We start from the raw sequence: 20,697 nt of genomic DNA, 5'->3' as shown, positions 1-20,697 counted from the left end.
GCGCCCAGCGCGTGCAGCGGGGCGTCACGGTAGAGGTCGAGGGCCTCTTCCGGGGTGATGCGCCCACCCTCGGCGGCACGGTCGAGGACGGACTGAAGGTCGGCCTTCTCGGTCACCGGGAGCGTCCCTTTCATAAGGGTGTGGACGGACCTGGCCAGCCTACGCCAGCCCTGCGAGGAGCCCGACGTCAGGCCGCGTACGCCCCCATCAGGAGCCCGAGGTACGCCCCCGCGATCAGGAACGGCCCGAACGGGATCGACGTCCGGCGCCCGGCGCGGCGCGCCAGGACGAGGCCCAGTCCGTACAGCCCCCCGAACAGGAACCCGGCGAAGGTCCCGAGGACGACGGTCCCCCAGCCGTACCAGCCGAGCACCGCCCCGAGCCCGAGCGCGAGCTTCACGTCCCCGAACCCCATGCCGTTCGGATTGACGAGGAAGAGGAGGAAGTAGGCGCAGCCGAGCGCGAGGGCACCGAACAGCGCGGTCGGCCAGTTCCCGGCGTGTTCGGGCAGGCCGGCGGCGGCGCCCAGCAGTACGAGCGCGAGGCCGGCGAGCGGCAGGGTGAGCACGTCCGGGAGCCGCTGCACCCCGAAGTCCACGACCGCGAGCAGCACGCCGAGCGGTGCGAGCAGCAGCCAGGCGCCCAGTTCGGGGCGGGTTCCGGTGGCGAGGGCGAGGCCGGCGCAGACGAGGGCGGTGGCGAGGGCCACGAGGGGCGTGCGCGGTCCGTACGACGCCGCGGCGGCGAGCCGTGCCGGGCGCCCCGCGGCACCGGACGCCGCCGGCACCGTACGGCCGGCGCACTCGGCGCAGCGGGCGGGTCCGAGCCAGCCGCCCGCGACACCGGTGATGGCGTGCCCGCCGGGACACCGGTCCCGCCACGCCTCGTCCGGCTCGACGGAGAAGCGGTGGGCGGCCCGTGGCACGAGCACACCCGCCGCCGCGCCCCAGGCGGCGGCGAGGGCGGTCAGCCAGAGAACGGGGTCCACGCGCCCACCCTACGCAGCCGGCCGCGGTCCGGGCAGGGCGTGCTTCCCCCGGTCCGTCGTCTCCAGCGGTCCGCCGTCTCCACGGGTCCGTCGTCTCCAGCGGTCCGTCGCCTCCAGCGGGCCACATGGCCCGTGCGCGGGGCTAGTTGGGCAGTTTCGACATCCGTGCGATCGGATCGCCCGCGTCCGGGTTGTCGGTCTCGTACTTGAGGTCGCCCTTGGCGGGGGTCAGCCGCACCTCGTGGCTGCCCGTCGTGCAGGTGCCGGGGTTGGACTTCCTGGCGACGCTCGTCGCGGTGAGCCGCTGGTCCGTGACCTTCTTCAGGACGAGTACGTCCTCGCAGACGCCGCCGAGCAGGTCGGTCGACCGGAACGTGCCCAGTTCCTTGCCCACGGCGGCCCGGCGCAGGGTGACGCGGAAGGTGCCCGCGGGCAGCTTCCCGTCCAGCGCGTAGCCGTCGCCCTCCCAGGTGCCGAGGTACTTCGCGGGCACCGAACCGGGTTCCCTGGCCGCCGGGCCTGACGTGCCCGACGACGCGGCCGGACGGCTCGCCGCCGAGTCGCCCCCGGAGTCCGAGGAACGATCGCCGCCCGGCAGCAGGTCGAAGAGGAACGCCGAGCCGACCGTCACCGCCGCCAGCGCGCCGGCGACCGCCAGGGCGACCGTGCAACTGACCCTGCGTCCACGGCCGTCCGGGCCGGGGACCGAGGTCGTGGCCAGACTGACGGAGAGCTTGCCGGGGTCGTGGCCCGGATCGGGGCGGGCGGAGGGGTCGGCGCGGGCGGAGTGGTCGGCGCGGGCCTCGACCGCGTCCCGCGGTTCGCGCCGGTCCGGTACGTACGTGGGGTGCGCGGGCCGTACGGGGTAGGGAGGCATCGCGGGTGGCGGCCCGAAGACCCCGCCGGTCGCGGGCGTCCCGGCGCCCGGCGTCCCTGCCTCCGAGGTCCCGGCGTCCGACGCCCCGGCGTCCGACGCCCCGGCGCCCGGGCGCGTGCCCACCGAGGGGCTGTCGAAGCCCACCGGTCCCGACGGCGCGGCCCCCGCCGCCTCCAGGTTCAGCAACTGCACCGCGCTGCGGCTGACCTGCTCGACCAGTTGCCCCGGCAGCCATCCCGCCGTCACCGAGCGGGCCGCCCCGCCGGGGGCCAGCCGCGCGGCCACCTCGGCGGGCGCCGGCCGGCCGTCCGGGTTCTTCGCCAGACAGGCCGCCGCCAGGTCGCGCAACTCGCCTTCCAGGGAGCCGAGCCGGGGTTCCTCGTGCACCACCTTGTAGAGGAGGGCGGCCGAGGAGTCACCGGGGAAGGGGGACTCCCCCGTCGCCGCGTACACCAGCACCGCGCCGAGCGAGAAGACGTCGGCCGCCCCCGTGACCGCCTTGCCGAGGATCTGCTCCGGCGACATGTAGCCGGGAGAGCCGACGGAGACGCCCGTCGAGGTGAGCGAGGCCGTGCCGTCGGTCGCACGGGCGATGCCGAAGTCGATGAGGAGGGGGCCGTCGAGGGTCAGCAGGACGTTGGAGGGCTTGACGTCGCGGTGGACGAGGCCGAGCACGTGCACCGCCCCGAGCGCCTCGGCGAGGCCCGCGCCCAGCACCCGCACGGACGCGACCGGCAGGGGGCCCGTGTCCGCCACGGCGGCCGCGAGCGAGGGACCCGCCGCGTACCCCGTCGCCACCCAGGGCACCGGTGCCTCCGGGTCCGCGTCCAGGACCGGGGCCGTCCACGCGCCGCCCACCCGTCGCGCGGCCTCGACCTCGCGACGGAACCGGGCGCGGAACTCCTCGTCCAGCGCGAAGTGCGGGTGCACGATCTTGACCGCGACCGTACGCCCGCCCGCGCTGCGGCCCAGGTACACGCGCCCCATGCCGCCGGAGCCGAGCCGGCCGAGCAGCCGGTAGGGCCCCACGACCGTGGGTTCGTCGACTCCGAGCGGCTGCATGACACTCACAGCTCATCCCTCCCCCGTACGCACAGGACGCACTGCCCAGCAGGGTAGTTCCGTACGCCTCCGAGCGTGCGGGACCCCCGGGCTTCAGGACCTCAGTACCTCAGGGCCTCGGAGCTTCAGCACCTCAGGGCTTCAGGGCTTCAGCACCTCGGGGCTTCAGGGCTTCAGCAGCTCCACCCGTACGTCCGTGGGGAACCCGGTGGTCGAGCCGACCCGCCGGGCGAACTCCCGCACGGCCGCCAGCTGCGGGGCCCCGAAGCGGAAGTCGAGCGTGGTGAAGTAGCGCTCCAGGACCCGCTCGTCGAAGGCCTCCCAGCGGGCTGCCTGCTCGGCGACCTTGGAGACCTCGTCGAGGGAGAGGTCCCGGGAGGAGAGGAACGCCTCGTGCACCTTGCGGGTGACGAGCGGTTCGCGCTCCAGGTAGTCGCGGCGGGCGGCCCACACGGCGAAGACGAACGGCAGTCCCGTCCACTCCTTCCACAGGGTCCCGAGGTCGTGCACCTGCAGACCGAACTTCGGCCCGTCGAGCAGGTTGGCCCGCAGCGCCGCGTCCCCGATGAGTACGGCGGCGTCGGCCTCCTGCATCATCAGGCTGAGGTCGGGCGGGCAGGTGTAGTAGGACGGCTGGACCCCCACGCTCTCCGCCAGCAGCAACTGCGCCAGGCGCACAGACGTACGAGAGGTCGAGCCGAGGGCGACCCTGGCGCCGTCCAGCCGGTCCAGCGGGACCTGCGAGACGATCACACAGGACATCACCGGACCGTCGCAGCCGACCGCGATGTCGGGGAAGGCCACCAGCTCGTCGGCGTGCTTGAGGAACTCGACGAGCGTGATGGGCCCGATGTCGAGATCGCCCTGCACCAGCTTCTCGCTGAGCTTCTCCGGGGTGTCCTTGGTGAGCTCGAAGTCGAGGAGCGTGCCCGTTCTCGCGAGCCCCCAGTAGAGGGGCAGGCAGTTCAGGAACTGGATGTGGCCGACGCGCGGCCGGGTGCGAGAATTGTCCACATCGCGAGGCTAGACCCCATGCGGTACGGTGCAGTCCTCAGGGTCCCCGCGAGGCTTCGCCGACCGCCCCGACCTGCTGCGGCCACCCTCACGACGGTGGGCCGACACCACGACGTCAACGCATACGCCGGACGGGTCAGACATCCGGGTGACGTGATCTTTTCCCCCTATTGCTTTCGGCTGCCTGCGTGCTAGGCTCGCCGCAAGTTGCAGTTTGGTTTCCCTTGCAGTACAGAGCCTGCGGAGCATGTGACCGCGGGCTCTCGTCGTTTTCAGACGTATGCAGTTGTTTACACAATCGCAGGTTCTGGAGCAGGGCAACCCTTTGGGCCCAAGGAGGGCTTATGGCTACCGGAACCGTGAAGTGGTTCAACGCCGAAAAGGGCTTTGGTTTCATCGCCCAGGAAGGCGGCGGCCCGGACGTCTTCGTCCACTACTCCGCGATCAACGCGAGCGGATTCCGCTCTCTCGAAGAGAACCAGTCGGTTTCCTTCGACGTCACGCAGGGTCCGAAGGGCCCGCAGGCGGAGAACGTCACCCCGCTCTAAGCCTTCGGCTCCATGAGCCCAATGCTTTGATCCGGAACGGATAGCAGTACCCAAGGAGCCCCGCGCCAGCCGGTCGCGGGGCTCCTGCCTTTTCCACCGTTCACCACCCCGCCGGATTCCCGCCGGCGTCACGGCGTCACGGCGTCACGGCGTCACGGCGTCAGGTACAGGCTCTCGATCTCCTTGCCGAAGTCACGTTCGATCGCCGCCCTCTTGAGCTTCAGGGTGGGGGTCACATGGCCGGCCTCCTCCGTGAAGTCCACCGGAAGGACGGCGAAGCGGCGGATGGACTCGGGACGGGAGACGAGCTTGTTGGCCTCGTCGATCGCGCGCTGGATGATGACGTTCAGCTCGGGGTCGTCGACCAGCAGCTCCGGCGGCACCGGGTGCTTGCCGATCATCTGGCGCCAGTGGGTGATGCCGTCGAGGTCGAGGGTGACGAGGGCGGTGACGTAGGGCCGGCGGTCGCCGAGGACGATGCACTGGGAGATCAGGGGGTGCGAGCGGAGCCAGTTCTCCAGCGGCGCCGGGGCCACGCTCTTGCCGCCCGCGGTGATCAGGATCTCCTTCTTGCGGCCGGTGATGGACAGATAGCCCCCGTCGTCCAGCTCGCCGATGTCGCCGGTGGCGAACCAGCCGTCGGGTGCCGCGTCGACCACCCCGCCCGCGTGCGGATCCCAGTACCCGCGGAAGATCTGTTCGCCGCTCAGCAGGACCTCGCCGTCGCCCGCGATCCGTACCCGGGTGCCCGGCAGCGGCCAGCCCACCGTTCCCAGCCGGGGTTTGACCGGAGGCGTGACCGTGGCGGCCGCGGTGGCCTCCGTCAGGCCGTACCCCTCGTAGATCTCGATACCGGCGCCCGCGTAGAACGCGGCGAGCCGGCGGCCCAGCGGGGAGCCGCCGCAGATCGCGTAACGGACCTTGCCGCCGAGCGCGTTGCGGATGCGCCGGTAGACCAGCGGGTCGTAGAGGGCGCGGGCCGCGCGCAGGGAGCGGGAGGGGCCCGGGCCGGTGCCGTGCTGCCGGGCCTCGACCGCCTCGCCGTAGCCGCACGCGATGCGCGCCGCCCGGTCGAAGGACGCGCCGCGGCCCATCTTCTCGGCCGTCGCCCGGCCGGTGTTGAACACCTTCTCCAGGACGTACGGGATGGCCAGCAGGAAGGTGGGCCGGAAGCTCGCCAGGTCGGCGAGCAGGTCCTCGGTGCGCAGGCTCGGCGCGTGCCCGAGCCGTACCCGGGCGCGCAGGCAGGCCACCGCGACCATCCGTCCGAAGACGTGCGAGAGAGGCAGGAAGAGGAGCATCGACGCGGCGTCCGACGTCTTGCTCCTGAAGATCGGGTAGAGCAGTTCGATCGCGTTGTCGATCTCGGCGAAGAAGTTGCCGTGGGTGAGCGCGCAGCCCTTGGGGCGGCCGGTGGTGCCCGAGGTGTAGATGAGGGTGGCGAGGGTGTCGGGTCCCAGGACGCCCCGGCGTACGGCGACTTCCTGGTCCGGTACGTCCCGGCCCCGCTCGGCCAGCCGCTCCACGTGCCCCTTCTCGAAGACCCACATGTGCCGCAGGTCGGGGATCCGGTCGCGCTCCGGGCCGAGCGCGGACGCCTGGGCCACGGTCTCCGTGGCGAGCGCGACGGCTCCCGAGTCCTGGAGGATCCAGCGGACCTGGAAGACGGAGGAGGTGGGGTAGACGGGCACGGTGACGAGCCCGGCGGCCCAGGCGGCGAAGTCCAGGAGCGTCCACTCGTACGTCGTCCGGGCCATGATCGCGATGCGGTCGCCCGGCGCCAGGCCCTCGGCGATCAGCCCCTTCGCGACCGCCAGCACCTGGGCGGCGAACTCGGCCGCCGTCACGTCCTGCCAGTCGCCGTCGGGGCCCTTGCGGCTGAGGACCGGTTCCCCGGGGGCCTCGGTGGCGTTGTCGAACGGGATGTCGGCGAGGGAACCGTGGGTCACCCGGGCGGCCAGGGGCGGCACGGACACCTCGCGCACGACACCGTCCAACCGCCTGATCTCGGGCTCCACGAGGGAGGGCGGGGAGTGGTACGGGCTGGGCACGGGGCGACTCCTTTGTCTGCCGGGACCAGGGCGGCTCGAGGGGGCCGAAGCCTCATACGGGCCTGGCGGGTGGGGGGTTCACGCGAGACAGGGGTGAGCGGGATCGTACGGGGCCGGAGTGTGGGGTTTGTGGGCGTTTGGGGCGGGCGCGGTGCGAGTTACCCGAGGTAGCCCTCTTCTTCGCCCCCGCCGCCCTGCCCGTCCCATCCACGGGGGCTCCGCCCCGGACCCCACCAAGGGGCCGCCGCCCCCTGGGCCCCCGCCCGCCCGAAGGGCTCGCCCCCAAACGCCGGACGGGCTGGAACGCGGGTCCGTGACATCGAGCCCGGCCGGCGATTCAGGAGACCTGCCATCGCGCCGCCACATAGGATTACCCAGGGTAACTTACTCTGGAGTAAATCTACGTCTCCGCTGGGAGTTCGGACAATGGCCGACCGCCACCTGCCCTCCATGACCCCTCACCTCGTCCGCGGCGCCCTCCTCTCCCCCTTCAAGCACCCCCGCCCGGACGCCCCCGTCCCCCGGGACCACCTCGTCCTCCGGGACCTCCGCATCGACCTCGCCCACCTGGCCCGCTACGAACGCATCTGCGGCTTCGCCACGGGTTCGGACGCGCTACCGGTCACGTACCCGCACGTCCTCGGGTTCCCGCTCGCCATGCGGGTCATGGCGAGCCGTCCGTTCCCGCTGCCGCTGCTCGGGCTGGTGCACACGTCGATCGAGATCAGTCAGCGGCGGGCACCGGCCGCCACCGGGACGTACGAACTCACCGTGTACGCCGAGGGACTGGCACCGCACCGCCGCGGGACCGAGGCCCGCGTCGTGACCGAGGCGAGAGCGGGCGGCGAGCTCGTGTGGGCGTCGACGAGCACGTATCTGGCACGGCACCGGACGGACGGGAGCGCCTCCTCGGCACCCCGGGAGCAGGCGGCGGCAGTCGTCGCGGGCGTGGAGCCGGCGGCGCGTCCGCTGCCCGCCCGCGCCGAGTGGCGTCTCGGCGGCGACGTGGGGCGCCGCTACGGCGCCGTGTCGGGGGACCGCAACCCCATCCACCTCCACCCGCTCACCGCCCGCCTCTTCGGCTTCCCCCGGGCCGTCGCGCACGGCATGTGGTCCGTCGCCCGCTGCCTCGCGCAACAGGGACCGCTGGGACCGGTCCACGTGCGCGCGGACTTCAAGGCCCCCGTCCTCCTGCCGGGCACCGTCGTCTACGCCGCCGACGGCCCGGCCTTCGCGCTCCGTGCCCCGGGGAAGGCCGGAGAGACGGGCCGTCCGCATCTCATCGGGGCGGTGCACCCCCGGCCCGATCCGGGTCCGGCTCCGGCCTGAGGGCTGTCCCGTGAGCCGGGTCCGGCTCACGGTGAGGGTGTCCCCGGTCTTCGAGCGGAAGCGGCAGCGACGACGGTGACGAAGGCGGTGGCGGTGACGGTGGCGACCAGGGGCGGTTCTCGATGAGGCCGCCCAGGCCCGCCCAGGCGAAGTTCATCAGGGTCGCCGCGGCCTGCTTCGCGGAGACGCCCGGCGTGGCGTTGGCCCAGGCCGCGAGGGACTCGGCCGCGCCGACGAGGGCCTCGGCGAGCCCGGCGACCTCACGTGCGGGCAGGGACGGGTCGCGGTGCGCCTCGCGCGCGGCGACCACGATCAACTGGGTGACGAACGCGACGAGTTCCTCGCGCATCGCGGCGACCTCGGCCGCGAACGGCTCGCCGTGCGTGCGCGCCTGACGGTGCAGCACCGACCAGCCGTCGGGGTTCTGCGCCGTGTGGGTGAAGAACGCCCGCAGGCCTTCCCACAGTTGGCGGTCGGCGGTCAGGCCCGGCCCGACGCCCGCGCGCACCGCCGCGGTCAGTGCCACGGCCTCACGCCGGATGCAGGCGGTGAACAGGTCTTCCTTCGAGTTCAGGTACAGGTACACCAACGGCTTGGACACGCCCGCCAGATCGGCGATCTCGTCCATCGACGCGGACCGGTAGCCCCGCTGCCCGAAGGTCCGCACGGCGGCGTCCAGCATCTGCTGTTCGCGCACCGCACGCGGCATCCGCTTGTTCTTCACAGCACCCATACGGGCAAGCGTACGATCGGCCGCCGACGGAGCGGCACCGAGCGCGCCGGGGTCCGGGGCCGTGCGGGTGGCGGTGCCGGGGGGGTCAGGAGGGCTGGCTCTGCGTGCCGCGGGCCGCGTCGTCCGCGTGGTCCTCCTGGCGGCGGTTCTGCTCCAGGTTGGCCCTGGCGCGGTCCACGCGCGCGACGACCTGGGCGGAGGCCCGGTCGCGCTCCTTGCGCAGCACGACGAAACTGATCGGCGCGGAGATCACCAGGGCGAGCAGGACCACCCACATGTAGTTGGAGTCGCCCAGGCCGCGCGGAGCGATGCCCGAGTAGACGAGGCCCCAGACGACCACGAGGCAGCCTGCGAAGATACCGAGGCGCATCAGCGTGTAGCGGCCCATGTCAATCCACTCTTCCGTTCCGAACCGTTTCGAACGTTCCCAAAGGGCACCGTCCAGTGAAGCACGCCGGAAGTGCGGATCACTCGGGGGGGCCTCACTCGACGCGCGGCAGAGGGAGCAGCATGACGATGTCGTCCCGGTCGTCGCCCGGCGCGACACGTATCGCCTCGGGCACCCGGCCGACCTCCTTGTAGCCGCAGGAGGCGTAGAAGCGCTCCAGTCCCTCCCCGCCCCGGCAGGTGAGCCGGAGCGCGTCGAGGCCGAGTTCGCGGGCCCGCCGCTCGGCCTCGTGGAGCAGCTCGGCGCCGTAGCCGCGGCCCTGGAGCGCGGGGTCGACCATGACGGTGTAGAGCCAGGCCCAGTGGCGCATCAGCGGGTGGTCGTTGAAGGAGAGGAAGGCGGTGGCGGCGAGCCGGCCGTCGGGGGTGAAGGCGGCGAGGAGCCGGGTGCGGCCCTCGGCCATGGCGTCGAGGTGGGCCTCGGCGCGGGGGCGTATGTCGGCGGGGGTCACCGGTGGCACGAATCCGACCGCGCCGCCCGCGTTGGTGACATCCGTCCAGAGCGCGAGCAGCTGGTCGGGCAGGGCCGGGGTCGGCTTCGTGTCCTCGGTGAAGAGGGTGAACGTCAGTGGCACGGTCACCCAGGCTAGAACATGGAGGTCAGAGCTCCCTCAACCGCAGAGGGCGCTCCGTTGAACAGCGGCCGGCGCGCGCCGGTACGTCAGACGCGCATCGGCTGCGGCTCGTCGCGGCGGGCCGGGTCCGCGCCGTCGTACTCGCGGATGATCTCGTAGCGGGTGTTGCGCTCCACGGGACGGAAGCCGGCGTCGCGGATCAGGTCGAGCAGGTCCTCACGGGTCAGCTTGTTCGGCGTGCCGTAGTTGTCCGCGTCGTGCGTGATCTTGTACTCGACGACCGAGCCGTCCATGTCGTCGGCGCCGTGCTGGAGGGCCAGCTGCGCGGTCTGGACGCCGTGCATGACCCAGAAGACCTTGACGTGCGGGACGTTGTCGAACAGAAGCCGGGAGACCGCGAAGGTCTTCAGCGCCTCGGTGCCGGTCGCCATCTGGGTGCGGGCCTGGAGCTTGTTGCGGACCTTGCCGTCCTTCATGTCCACGAAGTCGTGCTGGTAGCGCAGCGGGATGAAGACCTGGAAGCCGCCGGTCTCGTCCTGGAGCTCACGGAGCCTGAGCACGTGGTCGACGCGGTGGCGGGGTTCCTCGATGTGCCCGTACAGCATGGTGCACGGCGTCTTGAGGCCCTTGGAGTGCGCCAGGCGGTGGATGCGCGACCAGTCCTCCCAGTGGGTGCGGTGGTCGACGATGTGCTGGCGCACCTCCCAGTCGAAGATCTCCGCGCCACCACCGGTCAGCGACTCCAGGCCGGCCTCGATCAGCTCGTCCAGGATGTCGGAGGCCGACATGCCGGAGATCGTCTCGAAGTGGTGGATCTCCGTCGCCGTGAACGCCTTCAGCGAGACGTTCGGGAGGGCCTTCTTCAGCTCGCTGAGGGAGCGCGGGTAGTAGCGCCACGGAAGGCTCGGGTGCAGGCCGTTGACGATGTGCAGCTCGGTGAGGTTGTCGTTCTCCATCGCCTTGGCGAGGCGGACGGCCTCCTCGATGCGCATCGTGTACGCGTCCTTCTCGCCCGGCTTGCGCTGGAACGAGCAGTAGGCGCACGACGCCGTGCACACGTTCGTCATGTTGAGGTGGCGGTTGACGTTGAAGTGGACGACGTCGCCGTTCTTCCGCGTGCGCACCTCGTGGGCGAGCCCGCCCAGCCAGGCCAGGTCGTCCGACTCGTAGAGCGCGATGCCGTCCTCACGGGTCAGCCGCTCACCGGCCCGGACCTTGTCCTCCAGCTCGCGCTTGAGCCCGACATCCATGCTCACACCTTTCTCCGACAGACCCCCCAACCGTACGCCCAGCCAGGTCGCCGACGGTTCACGGGCCCGCCGGAGGGGGCAGGCGGGGGTGCGGGAGGGGGGACGCGCGCGGGATGAAGACGTGCCGGCGTCACTCCCGGTGAGCGGGGGCCGACCCGGTTCTGTCCCCGGGTGGCCCCTGCTCACCTCACGGCGGGGTCAGAACCTGCCGTAGTAGCCGGTCAGGTCGGCCTCCGGGCAGGCGACCGAACCGATCAGGCACGCGGTGCTGGCGTACCTCCGCGTGACGACGTCGGTGACCCTCCCGCCGTCGTAGATGTAGATGTAGGTGTTCGGGTACAGCCGGTGCTTGCCGGAGCGGATGGCGTAGTTGCCGCTCGTGGCCAGGTTCATCGTCAGGGCCCCGTCCGCGGCGCCCTTGACTCCGCCCAGGCCCCTGCAGAACGGGTTCGTGGCGTGCACGACCATCCGCACGTCCACGCTCCTGCTGCTCGACCCCAGCTTCTTGGCGTAGGTGTCCCGGGCGCTGGCGGTCTTCTGGGCGACGAGCCTGCCGGTCCTCTTCAGGTACACGTGGCTGGCCTGTATGTGCTTGTTCGCGACGACCTTCTTGGTGTTCCACGTGACGGTCGCGTTCAGGGCGAAGCGGTACTTGTCCGACTTCCAGTTGAAGTCGGAGTGCCCGTCGCCGCCGAACTGGTAGTTCGTGCCGTAGTCACAGCCCGCCGGAGGAGCGTCGACCTTCTTCTGCGGAATGAAGCCCACCCAGGTCACCGTGGACGTCCTGGCCACGGCCGCGGCCGTCGCCCGCTCGGCCGCCTGCGCGCGCAGCCCCGTCAGCGAGCCGGAGGCCGGCACGGACACCCGCACGCCGTACAGCCGGGCCTGCGGGGCGCCGCCCTCGGGCAGCACCGGCACGACCTGGTAGTGGTACCCGGCGCCCGGCTTCACGTTCGTGTCGCGGAAAGAGGTGACGCCCGCGGCCAGGGCGGCCACGTTCTTGCCGTCCCGGGTGATGACGTAGCGGGCACCCTTCTCATAGCCCTTCCAGGACAGTGTCACGAAGTCCTTGCCGGCCGCCGAGGTGATGCCCTCGCGGGCGAGAGAGGTGTCGACGACCGCCGTCTCTCCCGAGGCGTCCCGCAGGACACCGAAGCCCTGTGCCTGAAGCGTCCGGCCCACCGCGCTCTTCGCGCTGACGCCGGACACGTCGCTCAGCGAGTCGGAGGACAGCGCGGACAGGGAGAACGCCGTAGCGCCCGGCCGTGGGTCCTGGCCGGCGGAGGCGGACGCGTCGAACCCGGTGGCGACCAGCATGAGGGGGGCCACCGTCAGCATGGCCGTCTTCACGGAACGCGAGAGATACATCAGCTTTTCCCTTTCGTCATTTTCTGTGCCGCCGACCGCGGCCACCTCGCCCTGCTGACGGGCCCACGAGGGCGGCGCCCGACGCCTTCACGGTCAGGACAGGCCCCACTCCTGCTGCTTGCGCTTCGCGGAGCTGTACTTGTCGATGACGGGGTAGGTGTTGGCGTCGCTGCTCTTGGCAGTGATCACCTTGTTCGCCTGCTTGCTGATGATCCGGCTGCTGCCCAGGACCCACTGCTGGCTCTTGGCGGAGGCGTTGCAGGGGTGCTGGGTGACGCGCGTGCCGGCCGCGCTGCTCCTGATGCCGAGGCACTTGCCGGACTTCTTGTTCTTGATGGTGTAGACGCCGCTGGAATTGCCCTTCAGGGTCCACTTCTGCGTGGAGTCGGCATTGCACTTCTGAAGGGTGAGTTGGGCACCGGTCCCGGTGCTCCCCTTCATGGAGAGGCAGCGGCCGGTGGGACCCCAGACCTTTTCGAGGCGGACGTTGGTGTAGGTCGCGGCGGACCTCACGGCCGCAGGTTTCGCGCTGGTCGCCGCCGCGGCCGTGGCGGCGGTGGCGGGAGCTACGGTGGCTGCGGCGGCGGCTACGGCCGCTCCGGCGACGACAAGGCCGCGAATGGCTTCACGCATGATGCTTTCTCCTTTTACGAAAGGGTTGTTGGTGTTGAACGGTTGGTCCCGTAGGTCCTGGGCTTCTGCTGGTCTGGCCCTCGCAGCGCTGGTGACAGGGGGAGTTCTGGTCGCACGTGAGGTGACTTCGCCGGTGTTCGCCCTTGAACAGGGCCCGTTGGCGGACACGCCGGAGTGCGCGCGGATCGCCGGGAACTATCCGTCGAGCCTGGCCGGCAACGAGCGCGACCGGGTCTCGTACGAGGGACTCGCCGCCTGGGGCCGAGGGGCGGTGGAGTTGCGGTGCGGCCTGTATCCGCCGGCGCCGACCACTGACATGTGTGTGACCGTCGACGGTGTGGACTGGGTGCTGGAAGAGGCTCAGTCCCGGGACGGACGGAAGTACTTGGTCACCTACGGAAGGCGGCCGGCGGTGGAGGTGTCGATCTCCGACGACGTACCGGAGACCGACGTCGTACTGGTCGAGATGAGTCGCCTCGTCGCCCCGGTGAAGCAGCGCGCAAGGTGCATCGCTCCGGACGCCTGATGGGTCGCACGCCGTCCCCCTCTCGCCGTCGACTCACCTTGTCCGGAGGCCCGTTCGGCTTCCGGTGTGATCGAAATTAGCGCTGTCCGGGCGGTGCGCGCGACGTCCGTAAGGGAGGTGTCCCAGAGGGAACTGCCCCTCCGGGAGGTGGCCTTCCGTGAGGTCAGCGCGCCGATTCGCGCAACAGCGGAGCAGTGACGCGGCGCACGTCGGCTTCCGTGAGGGTGCTGACATAGGTGGCGGCGATCCTGCCCCGGCGGTCGATGAAGAGCGTGAACGGCAGGGCTTGGTACAGATAGCCCTTGGGCAACCGGGACAACTGCCGATGACCGGGATCGTGGAGGCTGGGATAGCTGAGATGGTGCGCGCGCTGGAAGTCGCGGCCGGCACCCCTGTCCGCGTCGGTGCTGACCCCCAGCACCTGGACCCCCCGCACTTTCAAGTGCTCCTGTGCTCGCGAGAGTTCGGGTGACTCGGCGCGACAGGGGCCGCACCAGGAGGCCCAGACGTTGAGCACGACGACCTTGCCCCGGTAATCGGCGAGGTGAACAGGCGGGCCGTCGAGGGTGGCACCACTGAGATCGGGCGCGGAGCGGCGATCGGCCGCCGGAATGCTGTCGAGCATGGAGGCCGGGGAGCCGCCGGACTGGCGCTGGGGGGCGCAGGCCGTGAGGGCGAGCAGGACCAAGGCCAGAACCATCGATCGGCGGGGGTACTCCATGGTCATGAGTATTCCAACGCCTCCTGACAGGGCAGCGCTTGGGTCGCCGACGCGCGTGGCACCGTTCCCTCGCAGCACCCCCACGCCCGGGCCCGTCGCGCTCGAACGCCTCAACCGAACCCCGCTCGGCGAAATGGGCCCACGCCGGCCCTGCCCGAGCGCCGCGAGGCGTTTCCGGCAGGCCGCACCACTACTTCCGTCATGGCCGCTCGGAAACTCCGAATACGCACAACAAGTTTATGAATCAAAGAAGTTGGCGGAAATGATTTCTCCGGACAGTCCCCTTGAGGCGCCCGAAGGAGTCACCATTTTCTGACGTGCCCGTGTCAGTGCCCGGTGCTACGTTGACAGAGATCACCGCAGCAACCAGGGCACGGGGCTCTGCTGGAAACGCGGGATCAGGAAGGACCGAAATGTTCGAGCGGTCCTACGCGCACCACACGAATGACCCGTCATGTCCTTACCAGTGGTCCGAGAGCGATCCGGCCTCCGGCTCGTGGGCAGCGAGGCTGGAGAGGCTGACGGGGCGGGAGAAGGAAGTCCTGCTGATGCTCGGCACGGGGCTGGGCAACCGGCAGCTGGCGCGCGAGCTGAGCATCGCCGAGCGGACGGTGAAGGCACACGTCGCCCGGATCATAGAGAAGCTGGAACAGGAGACGCGGTTGCAGGCGGCCGTGCTGTCGGTGCTCGCCCATGGCCTGCTGTGCTCCCATCCGGGCTGCGCGCAGGACGATGGCATGACGCCGCGGAGACGACGCGAGACCTGTGTCGCCTAGGGCTCGATGGCTGGTTCGTCCGATGCCGGGTGTCCGGTAGCCGGCCGGAGAACTCCCCGGGAAAGCCCGGGAACGCGCAACGGACAGGTTCCGCCGCGCACCGACTCGGTGTCGCGGGTCGACTCGGACCCTGTCGCTTCGCCCCGCTGTCCTGACGGTCGGCGGGGCGAAGCGCTGCGCGCCCACACTACGGGCCATGTCGAGGCCGGCGGCTCCCCACCGTACGCAGGCGGTCAGGAAGCGAAGGCGATGACGGCGAGGACCGGGTAGAGCACGCCCACGGAGCCGGTGGCGAGCCCGATGAGGCTCCGGCCCCGGTGGGAACCGCGTGTCAGGCCGAGGATGCCGAAGGTGACGGCGAGGCTGCCGGCCAGCAGGGGAATCGCGATGCCGATGAAGCCGGAGAGCGCCACGGCGATCAGTGCGGCGATGCCGAGACCGAGCGACACCGGCCCGTAAAGAGCCGCGGGGCTGTCGGCAGAGGTGGTTCCGGTTCCAGTGGCCATGTCGGCTTCCTTGCTGTCGGGCGCCGGAGTCTCCGACGCGCAGGTACGAAGATCCTGCACGCCCCATCATGGCACTCCCGGAAATCCGGCAGGCCGAAACCCCGAACGCCCGCGCGATCCGACGGGCTCGCCAGGAACCGGTACGGGCGCGGGAAGCGATACGCGGGCGCGATCATCCGGCAGACGCCCGTCCCGGGGAACCCGGGGGCCACGACGTACCACCGGCGGGCGCGAGGACCACGGACGGCACGGGCACCACCGGGTCGGCCACGAGGCGTCCCCGGCGGCAGCGGAACCGCGTCCTACTCCTCCTCGGGCAGCTCCCCCACCCGGTTCTCCCACTTCGTGGAGAGCACGATCGTCGTGCGGGTCCTGGAGACGCCCTTCGTTCCCGACAGCCGCCGGATGGTCTTCTCCAGGCCGTCCACGTCGCTCGCCCGCACCTTGAGCATGAACGAGTCGTCGCCCGCGATGAACCAGCAGTCCTCGATCTCGCCGAGGTCCCGCATGCGGTGGGCGACGTCCTCGTGGTCGGCCGCGTCGGACAGCGAGATGCCGATCAGGGCGGTGACGCCGAGACCGAGCGAGGCCGAGTCGACGGTGGCGCGGTACCCGGTGATGACCCCGGCCGCCTCCAGCCGGTTGATGCGGTCGGTGACGCTGGGCCCCGACAGACCGACGAGGCGCCCCAGCTCGGCGTAGGAGGCTCTGCCGTTCTCTCTCAGGGCCTGGATGAGCTGCCTGTCCACCGCGTCCATGCGATCGCTAGCCTTCCGCTGAAGTGTGTGGGTCCTGAAGTGTGTGAAGTCCGCTGAGTCGTGCGATGTCGTTCGGGTCGTGTCGAGGTGGTGCTGACGCGGTACCGGGGCGGTACCGGGTGCTGCCGGGAGATGCCGCCGCCGGTGCTCAGGTCGGGCGGGAGCCACCGCCGAGTTCGCCCTCCCACCGGCGGTACAGCCGGTGTTCGACGCCCGCCGCGTCCAGCACCCGTCCGGCGACGAAGTCCACCAGGTCCTGGATGTGGGTGGCGCCCGCGTAGAAGGCCGGCGAGGCCGGCAGTACGGTCGCGCCCGCGTCGTCGAGGGAGACCAGGTGACGCAGTGTCTGCCCGCTCAGCGGGGTCTCGCGTACCGAGACGACCAGCCGGCGTCCCTCCTTCAGGGTCACGCTCGCGGCGCGCTGGAGCAGGTCCTTGGACAGGCCGAGGGCGACCCCGGCCACACAGGCCGTCGAGGCGGGCACGATGAGCATGCCCTTGGCGGGGTACGAACCCGAGGACGGTCCCGCCGCCAGGTCGCCCGCGCTCCAGTGCCGTACGGCGTCGAGGTGCGCCTCGAAGGCGTCGAAGGTGCCGGGCTTGCCGTCCGCGCCCCGCGCCAGCCATTCCCGCAGGTCGTCCCGCCAGTGGGCGTCGCGGAAGGAGAGCCCGGTCTCGTCGAGGAGCGTGAGTCGCGAGGCCCTGCTGACGACCAGGTCCACGCTCTCGCCGGCCGCCAGCAGCGCACGCAGCACGGCGGCGGCGTACGGCGTACCCGACGCGCCGGACACCCCCACGATCCAAGGCCGGCGCTGCGTCTGTCCTGGCTTCATGGTGTCGAGGGTATCCGGCGACCGGCGGGATTCAGACCGTGAGCCCGCGGACCAGCAGATCGAGCAGGGCACAGACGAACAGAGCGATGCCGATGAATCCGTTGACGCTGAAGAACGCGCGGTTCAGCCGGGACAGGTCGTGCGGCTTGACGATGCTGTGCTCGTAGAGGAAGGCGCCCGCGACGATCACCAGGCCGAACCAGAAGAAGGCACCGGCGCCGGTGGCGAGGGCGTACCAGACGAAGAGCGCCGTGGTGACGGCGTGACAGACCCGGGCCCCCCGGACGGCGGCGGGAATGCCGAAGCGCGCGGGTACGGACATGACGCCGACCTCGCGGTCCGTCTCGACGTCCTGGCAGGCGTAGATCAGGTCGAAGCCGCCGATCCAGACGCCGACCGCGAGCCCCAGGATCACCGCGTTCCAGGACCACTCGCCGCTGATCGCGAGCCAGCCGCCGACCGGCCCCATCGCCTGCGCGAGACCCAGGATGGCCTGCGGGAAGTTCGTGAACCGCTTGCCGTAGGGGTACACCACCATCGGGATCACGGCGATGGGCGCGAGCGCCAGACAGAGCGGGTTCAGCAGGGCCGCCGCGCCCAGGAAGAAGACCAGGGCGACCAGCGCGCCGGTCCAGGCGTGCTTCACGCTCATCGCGCCGGTGACCAGCTCGCGGTGGGCGGTGCGGGGGTTGCGGGCGTCGATCTCGCGGTCGATGATCCGGTTCGCCGCCATCGCGAAGGTGCGCAGCCCGACCATCGCGACGGTCACCAGGAACAGCCGTCCCCAGTGGATGTTCTCGTCCAGCTCGTACATCGCGGTCAGCGCGGCGATGTACGCGAAGGGCAGCGCGAACACCGAGTGCTCGATCATGACGAGGCGCAGGAACGCCTTGGTGCGGCCCGGCTGCGGGAGCGCCGCGGAAGCTGAACTCACAGCCCGTACTCCTTCCAGCGGCGGTCGACCGTCGCTGCCGTCTGTGGGTCGGACAGCACCATCTCGGGCCAGCCGCCGTCCCGGGTGTAGCCCTCCTCGGGCCATTTCCTCGTCGCGTCGATACCCGCCTTGCCGCCCCAGAACTGCTGGTAGGAGGCGTGGTCGAGGTGATCGACGGGACCCTCCACGACCGTGAGGTCACGGGAGTAGTCGGTGTTGCCCAGGGCCCGCCACGCGACCTCGTGCAGATCGTGGACGTCGCAGTCCGAGTCGACGACCACGATGAGTTTCGTGAGGGACATCATGTGGGCGCCCCAGACGGCGTGCATCACCTTCTGGGCGTGTTTGGGGTACTTCTTGTCGATCGCGACGATCGCGCAGTTGTGGAAGCCGCCCGCCTCGGGCAGGTGGTAGTCCACGATGTCCGGCACGATGATCTTCAGCAGGGGCAGGAAGAAGCGCTCGGTGGCCCGGCCCAGCGGGCCGTCCTCGGTCGGCGGCCGGCCCACCACGATGGACTGGAGCAGCGGCCGCTTCCGCATGGTCACGCAGTCGATGGTCAGCGCGGGGAAGGGCTCCTGCGGCGTGTAAAACCCGGTGTGGTCGCCGAACGGCCCCTCGGGCAGCGTCTCGCCCGGCTCCAGCCATCCCTCCAGCACCACCTCGGCCTGCGCGGGAACCTGGAGCGGGACGGTCTTGCAGTCCACCATCTCGATCCGCTTGCCCTGGATGAACCCGGCGAAGAGGTACTCGTCGATGTCACCGGGCAGCGGGGCGGTGGAGGCGTACGTCACCGCGGGGGGACAGCCGAAGGCGATCGCGACGGGCAGCCGCTCCCCCCTGCGCGCCGCGACCTGGTAGTGGTTGCGGCTGTCCTTGTGGATCTGCCAGTGCATGCCGATGGTGCGCTTGTCGTGGCGCTGGAGGCGGTAGAGCCCGAGGTTGCGGATGCCGCTCTCGGGGTCCTTGGTGTGGGTCAGCCCCAGGTTGAAGAAGGAGCCGCCGTCCTGGGGCCAGGTGAAGAGGGCGGGCAGCGCGTCGAGATCGACGTCGTCGCCGCGCAGGACGACCTCCTGCACCGGCGCTTCCTTGACCTTCTTCGGCGGGACGTGGGCCATCGCGCCGAGTTTCCCGAAGGCCTCGCGCACACCGACGAATCCGTGCGGCAGTTCGGGCCTGAGCAGTCCGCCGATCTTCTCGGAGATCTCGCCGTAGGACTTCAGGCCGAGGGCCTTCAGCAGGCGCCGGTCGGTCCCGAAGACGTTCATGGCGAGCGGCATGGCGGAGCCGCGCACGTTCTCGAAGAGCAGCGCGGGACCACCCGCCTTCTGCACCCGGTCGACGATCTCCCCCACCTCCAGGTACGGGTCCACCTCGGCCTTGATGCGCTTGAGGTCGCCCTCGCGCTCCAGTGCCCGCAGCAGGGAGCGAAGATCGTCGTAAGCCATGCGTTCCAGTATCGCCGAGGCCCTCCCGGCGGCTGCGTGCGCCCCACCGTCGCCGGGCGGGCGGGGGCCGCGCACCGGTGCGGCCACCCGCTACCCTGGCCGCGTCACCGGGGCCCTGTGCCGCCCCGCCGTCGCTCACTGGGGGACCGTTCGGCCATGCTCAGGTATCTGCCCTTCCTGCTGGTCCTGGCGCTGTGGATCTACGCCTTCATCGACTGTCTGAACACCCCCGAGGAAGAGGTCCGCGGACTGCCGAAGGTGGTGTGGGTGATCATCATCCTGCTCTTCGGCGAGGTGCTGGTCGGACCGGTCGCCTGGCTCGTCGCGGGCCGGACGCGCCGCGGGAGCCCGGCGGGTGCCGCCGCGGCCGGATGGCGCCGCGACCAGGGCGCGCCGTACGTCGCCCCCGACGACAACCCGGAGTTCCTCGACTCGCTCCGGACCGGGAAGGCCGAGCGGCCGGACCGCGACGAGGCGCTCCTGAAGGACTGGGAGGCCGACCTCCAGCGCCGCGAGGAGGAGCTGCGGCGCAGGGAGCAGCAGAGCAAGTCCGACGACGAGTCCTGAGCCGGGCGAACGTCCCTGCGGGAGCCCGCCGTCGGGGACGCGTTGTCGGTGCCGGGGGCTAAGGTCCGCCGCCATGACCTCTCGCCCGGACGCCATCAGGGTGTCGTACGACACCGTCGCCGACGACTACGCCGAGCTGCTCGGGACGGAGTTGGCGGACAAGCCGTTCGACCGGGCCGTGCTCGGGGCCTTCGCGGAGAAGGTGAAGGGCGGCGGGGGCGGGGTGGTCGCGGATCTCGGGTGCGGGCCGGGGCGGGTGACCACGTATCTGGACGGGCTCGGGCTGCACGCGTACGGGATCGATCTGTCGCCGGGGATGGTGGCCGTGGCCCGCCGCAGCCATCCGGAGCTGCGGTTCGAGGTGGGGACCATGGCCGCCCTCGACATCGCGGACGGCGCACTCGCCGGAGCACTGGCCTGGTACTCCACCGTGCACACGCCGCTGGAGGAACTCCCCGTGCTGTTCCGGGAGTTCCACCGCGTACTGGCTCCCGGCGGCCATCTCCTCCTCGCCTACAAGGTGGGGGACGAGCGGGTGCACCTGGACCACGCGTACGGGCACGACCTCGACCTCGACGTCCACCGCTTCCCGCCCGAGCGTGTCGCGGAACTGCTGCGCGCCGCCGGGCTGGTCGAGGTCGCGCGTCTCGTCCGCGAGGCCGACGCGCGGGAGAACACGCCCCAGGCGTTCGTACTGGCCCGCAGCGAGCGTGAGGTGAGAGGGCGGGTGTAGCCGGTGCGCCCCGGCGCGCCG

22 protein-coding genes are annotated in these 20,697 nt (G+C 71.0%); 6 read left to right on the top strand and 16 right to left on the bottom strand.

What is annotated here, in order from left to right; all coding sequences use genetic code 11:
* Positions 1 to 187: 187 nt before the first annotated feature.
* The 3 genes from ACFV2J_RS33730 to ACFV2J_RS33720 form a co-directional block, all read right to left on the bottom strand.
* Positions 188 to 988 (bottom strand): prepilin peptidase, encoded by an 801-nt coding sequence (locus ACFV2J_RS33730; RefSeq protein ID WP_385092127.1) that lies wholly within the window; start codon positions 986 to 988, stop codon positions 188 to 190.
* A 142-nt stretch (positions 989 to 1,130) separates the two neighbouring features.
* Complete coding sequence (locus ACFV2J_RS33725) at positions 1,131 to 2,927, bottom strand: protein kinase (RefSeq protein WP_385092145.1); 1,797 nt, start codon at positions 2,925 to 2,927, stop codon at positions 1,131 to 1,133.
* Positions 2,928 to 3,092: 165 nt separating this feature from the next.
* Entirely contained in the window at positions 3,093 to 3,941 is an 849-nt protein-coding gene (locus tag ACFV2J_RS33720; protein ID WP_385092130.1) for a menaquinone biosynthetic enzyme MqnA/MqnD family protein, read from the bottom strand.
* A 344-nt stretch (positions 3,942 to 4,285) separates the two neighbouring features.
* On the opposite strand from ACFV2J_RS33720, the gene ACFV2J_RS33715 reads away from it, so the two are divergent.
* Positions 4,286 to 4,489: a cold-shock protein gene (locus tag ACFV2J_RS33715; RefSeq protein WP_010986243.1), complete on the top strand. Its 204-nt coding sequence runs from the start codon at positions 4,286 to 4,288 to the stop codon at positions 4,487 to 4,489.
* Positions 4,490 to 4,641: 152 nt separating this feature from the next.
* Here the strand turns inward: ACFV2J_RS33715 and ACFV2J_RS33710 are convergent, their stop codons facing one another.
* Positions 4,642 to 6,540: an AMP-dependent synthetase/ligase gene (locus ACFV2J_RS33710; RefSeq protein ID WP_385092133.1), complete on the bottom strand. Its 1,899-nt coding sequence runs from the start codon at positions 6,538 to 6,540 to the stop codon at positions 4,642 to 4,644.
* Positions 6,541 to 6,966: 426 nt separating this feature from the next.
* On the opposite strand from ACFV2J_RS33710, the gene ACFV2J_RS33705 reads away from it, so the two are divergent.
* A complete protein-coding gene (locus tag ACFV2J_RS33705) occupies positions 6,967 to 7,869 on the top strand; it encodes a MaoC/PaaZ C-terminal domain-containing protein (protein WP_385092136.1) in 903 nt (300 codons plus the stop codon).
* On the opposite strand, the gene ACFV2J_RS33700 is transcribed toward ACFV2J_RS33705, so the two are convergent.
* The 6 genes from ACFV2J_RS33700 to ACFV2J_RS33675 form a co-directional block, all read right to left on the bottom strand.
* Entirely contained in the window at positions 7,820 to 8,602 is a 783-nt protein-coding gene (locus ACFV2J_RS33700) for a TetR/AcrR family transcriptional regulator (protein WP_385092139.1), read from the bottom strand. The genes ACFV2J_RS33705 and ACFV2J_RS33700 overlap by 50 nt on opposite strands.
* A gap of 85 nt (positions 8,603 to 8,687) precedes the next feature.
* Positions 8,688 to 8,990 (bottom strand): DUF4229 domain-containing protein, encoded by a 303-nt coding sequence (locus ACFV2J_RS33695; protein WP_385092142.1) that lies wholly within the window; start codon positions 8,988 to 8,990, stop codon positions 8,688 to 8,690.
* A gap of 94 nt (positions 8,991 to 9,084) precedes the next feature.
* On the bottom strand, positions 9,085 to 9,624 hold the full coding sequence (locus ACFV2J_RS33690) for a GNAT family N-acetyltransferase (protein ID WP_385092148.1): 540 nt from the start codon (positions 9,622 to 9,624) through the stop codon (positions 9,085 to 9,087).
* Between the two features lie 86 nt (positions 9,625 to 9,710).
* Positions 9,711 to 10,874, bottom strand: a complete 1,164-nt coding sequence (gene mqnE, locus ACFV2J_RS33685) for an aminofutalosine synthase MqnE (protein WP_385442226.1) — start codon at positions 10,872 to 10,874, stop codon at positions 9,711 to 9,713.
* A 198-nt stretch (positions 10,875 to 11,072) separates the two neighbouring features.
* Positions 11,073 to 12,242, bottom strand: a complete 1,170-nt coding sequence (locus tag ACFV2J_RS33680; RefSeq protein WP_385083589.1) for a hypothetical protein — start codon at positions 12,240 to 12,242, stop codon at positions 11,073 to 11,075.
* A gap of 93 nt (positions 12,243 to 12,335) precedes the next feature.
* Positions 12,336 to 12,875 carry an RICIN domain-containing protein gene (locus ACFV2J_RS33675; protein WP_385083590.1) on the bottom strand — a complete coding sequence of 180 codons (540 nt, stop codon included), beginning with the start codon at positions 12,873 to 12,875 and terminating at the stop codon, positions 12,336 to 12,338.
* On the opposite strand from ACFV2J_RS33675, the gene ACFV2J_RS33670 reads away from it, so the two are divergent.
* Positions 12,862 to 13,401 carry a DUF3515 family protein gene (locus ACFV2J_RS33670; RefSeq protein ID WP_385442221.1) on the top strand — a complete coding sequence of 180 codons (540 nt, stop codon included), beginning with the start codon at positions 12,862 to 12,864 and terminating at the stop codon, positions 13,399 to 13,401. The genes ACFV2J_RS33675 and ACFV2J_RS33670 overlap by 14 nt on opposite strands.
* Before the next feature lie 163 nt (positions 13,402 to 13,564).
* Here the strand turns inward: ACFV2J_RS33670 and ACFV2J_RS33665 are convergent, their stop codons facing one another.
* The gene (locus tag ACFV2J_RS33665) at positions 13,565 to 14,128 is read right to left on the bottom strand and encodes a TlpA family protein disulfide reductase (protein ID WP_385083591.1); all 564 of its coding nucleotides are present in this window, start codon (positions 14,126 to 14,128) and stop codon (positions 13,565 to 13,567) included.
* 407 nt (positions 14,129 to 14,535) lie between these two features.
* Here ACFV2J_RS33665 and ACFV2J_RS33660 point away from each other — a divergent pair, with 407 nt between their 5' ends.
* Complete coding sequence (locus ACFV2J_RS33660; protein WP_385083592.1) at positions 14,536 to 14,898, top strand: response regulator transcription factor; 363 nt, start codon at positions 14,536 to 14,538, stop codon at positions 14,896 to 14,898.
* A 233-nt stretch (positions 14,899 to 15,131) separates the two neighbouring features.
* Here ACFV2J_RS33660 and ACFV2J_RS33655 read toward each other — a convergent pair whose 3' ends face one another.
* The 5 genes from ACFV2J_RS33655 to ACFV2J_RS33635 all read right to left on the bottom strand — a co-directional run bounded on the left by ACFV2J_RS33655 (position 15,132) and on the right by ACFV2J_RS33635 (position 19,376).
* On the bottom strand, positions 15,132 to 15,404 hold the full coding sequence (locus ACFV2J_RS33655; RefSeq protein WP_385083593.1) for a hypothetical protein: 273 nt from the start codon (positions 15,402 to 15,404) through the stop codon (positions 15,132 to 15,134).
* Between the two features lie 302 nt (positions 15,405 to 15,706).
* Positions 15,707 to 16,162 (bottom strand): Lrp/AsnC family transcriptional regulator, encoded by a 456-nt coding sequence (locus tag ACFV2J_RS33650; RefSeq protein ID WP_148009934.1) that lies wholly within the window; start codon positions 16,160 to 16,162, stop codon positions 15,707 to 15,709.
* A gap of 148 nt (positions 16,163 to 16,310) precedes the next feature.
* The gene (locus ACFV2J_RS33645; RefSeq protein WP_385083594.1) at positions 16,311 to 16,994 is read right to left on the bottom strand and encodes a UbiX family flavin prenyltransferase; all 684 of its coding nucleotides are present in this window, start codon (positions 16,992 to 16,994) and stop codon (positions 16,311 to 16,313) included.
* Between the two features lie 31 nt (positions 16,995 to 17,025).
* Positions 17,026 to 17,928 (bottom strand): menaquinone biosynthesis prenyltransferase MqnP, encoded by a 903-nt coding sequence (gene mqnP, locus ACFV2J_RS33640; RefSeq protein ID WP_385083595.1) that lies wholly within the window; start codon positions 17,926 to 17,928, stop codon positions 17,026 to 17,028.
* Entirely contained in the window at positions 17,925 to 19,376 is a 1,452-nt protein-coding gene (locus tag ACFV2J_RS33635) for a menaquinone biosynthesis decarboxylase (protein WP_153289209.1), read from the bottom strand. Before ACFV2J_RS33635 ends, mqnP begins: the two co-directional genes overlap by 4 nt.
* A gap of 156 nt (positions 19,377 to 19,532) precedes the next feature.
* Between ACFV2J_RS33635 and ACFV2J_RS33630 the strand changes: the two genes are divergently transcribed.
* The gene (locus ACFV2J_RS33630; protein ID WP_385083596.1) at positions 19,533 to 19,943 is read left to right on the top strand and encodes a PLD nuclease N-terminal domain-containing protein; all 411 of its coding nucleotides are present in this window, start codon (positions 19,533 to 19,535) and stop codon (positions 19,941 to 19,943) included.
* A gap of 73 nt (positions 19,944 to 20,016) precedes the next feature.
* Complete coding sequence (locus ACFV2J_RS33625; protein WP_385083597.1) at positions 20,017 to 20,676, top strand: class I SAM-dependent DNA methyltransferase; 660 nt, start codon at positions 20,017 to 20,019, stop codon at positions 20,674 to 20,676.
* Positions 20,677 to 20,697: the final 21 nt, after the last annotated feature.

Source organism: Streptomyces sp. NPDC059668 (genome assembly GCF_042734135.1).
Taxonomy (GTDB): domain Bacteria; phylum Actinomycetota; class Actinomycetes; order Streptomycetales; family Streptomycetaceae; genus Streptomyces.
The sequence above is the reverse complement of the archived record's forward strand: the minus strand, read 5'-3'. Positions and strand labels throughout refer to the sequence as shown.

What these genes read in the sequence shown, in the direction of transcription:
- ACFV2J_RS33725 (WP_385092145.1), bottom strand. Translation starts at nt 2,927, where the DNA reads ATGCAGCCGCTCGGAGTCGACGAACCCACGGTCGTGGGGCCCTACCGG.
- ACFV2J_RS33645 (WP_385083594.1), bottom strand. Translation starts at nt 16,994, where the DNA reads ATGAAGCCAGGACAGACGCAGCGCCGGCCTTGGATCGTGGGGGTGTCC.
- mqnE (WP_385442226.1), bottom strand. Translation starts at nt 10,874, where the DNA reads ATGGATGTCGGGCTCAAGCGCGAGCTGGAGGACAAGGTCCGGGCCGGT.
- ACFV2J_RS33715 (WP_010986243.1), top strand. Translation starts at nt 4,286, where the DNA reads ATGGCTACCGGAACCGTGAAGTGGTTCAACGCCGAAAAGGGCTTTGGT.
- ACFV2J_RS33650 (WP_148009934.1), bottom strand. Translation starts at nt 16,162, where the DNA reads ATGGACGCGGTGGACAGGCAGCTCATCCAGGCCCTGAGAGAGAACGGC.
- ACFV2J_RS33660 (WP_385083592.1), top strand. Translation starts at nt 14,536, where the DNA reads ATGTTCGAGCGGTCCTACGCGCACCACACGAATGACCCGTCATGTCCT.
- ACFV2J_RS33630 (WP_385083596.1), top strand. Translation starts at nt 19,533, where the DNA reads ATGCTCAGGTATCTGCCCTTCCTGCTGGTCCTGGCGCTGTGGATCTAC.
- ACFV2J_RS33655 (WP_385083593.1), bottom strand. Translation starts at nt 15,404, where the DNA reads ATGGCCACTGGAACCGGAACCACCTCTGCCGACAGCCCCGCGGCTCTT.
- ACFV2J_RS33670 (WP_385442221.1), top strand. Translation starts at nt 12,862, where the DNA reads ATGGCTTCACGCATGATGCTTTCTCCTTTTACGAAAGGGTTGTTGGTG.
- ACFV2J_RS33695 (WP_385092142.1), bottom strand. Translation starts at nt 8,990, where the DNA reads ATGGGCCGCTACACGCTGATGCGCCTCGGTATCTTCGCAGGCTGCCTC.
- ACFV2J_RS33625 (WP_385083597.1), top strand. Translation starts at nt 20,017, where the DNA reads ATGACCTCTCGCCCGGACGCCATCAGGGTGTCGTACGACACCGTCGCC.
- ACFV2J_RS33700 (WP_385092139.1), bottom strand. Translation starts at nt 8,602, where the DNA reads ATGGGTGCTGTGAAGAACAAGCGGATGCCGCGTGCGGTGCGCGAACAG.
- ACFV2J_RS33635 (WP_153289209.1), bottom strand. Translation starts at nt 19,376, where the DNA reads ATGGCTTACGACGATCTTCGCTCCCTGCTGCGGGCACTGGAGCGCGAG.
- ACFV2J_RS33665 (WP_385083591.1), bottom strand. Translation starts at nt 14,128, where the DNA reads ATGACCATGGAGTACCCCCGCCGATCGATGGTTCTGGCCTTGGTCCTG.
- ACFV2J_RS33705 (WP_385092136.1), top strand. Translation starts at nt 6,967, where the DNA reads ATGGCCGACCGCCACCTGCCCTCCATGACCCCTCACCTCGTCCGCGGC.
- ACFV2J_RS33680 (WP_385083589.1), bottom strand. Translation starts at nt 12,242, where the DNA reads ATGTATCTCTCGCGTTCCGTGAAGACGGCCATGCTGACGGTGGCCCCC.
- ACFV2J_RS33675 (WP_385083590.1), bottom strand. Translation starts at nt 12,875, where the DNA reads ATGCGTGAAGCCATTCGCGGCCTTGTCGTCGCCGGAGCGGCCGTAGCC.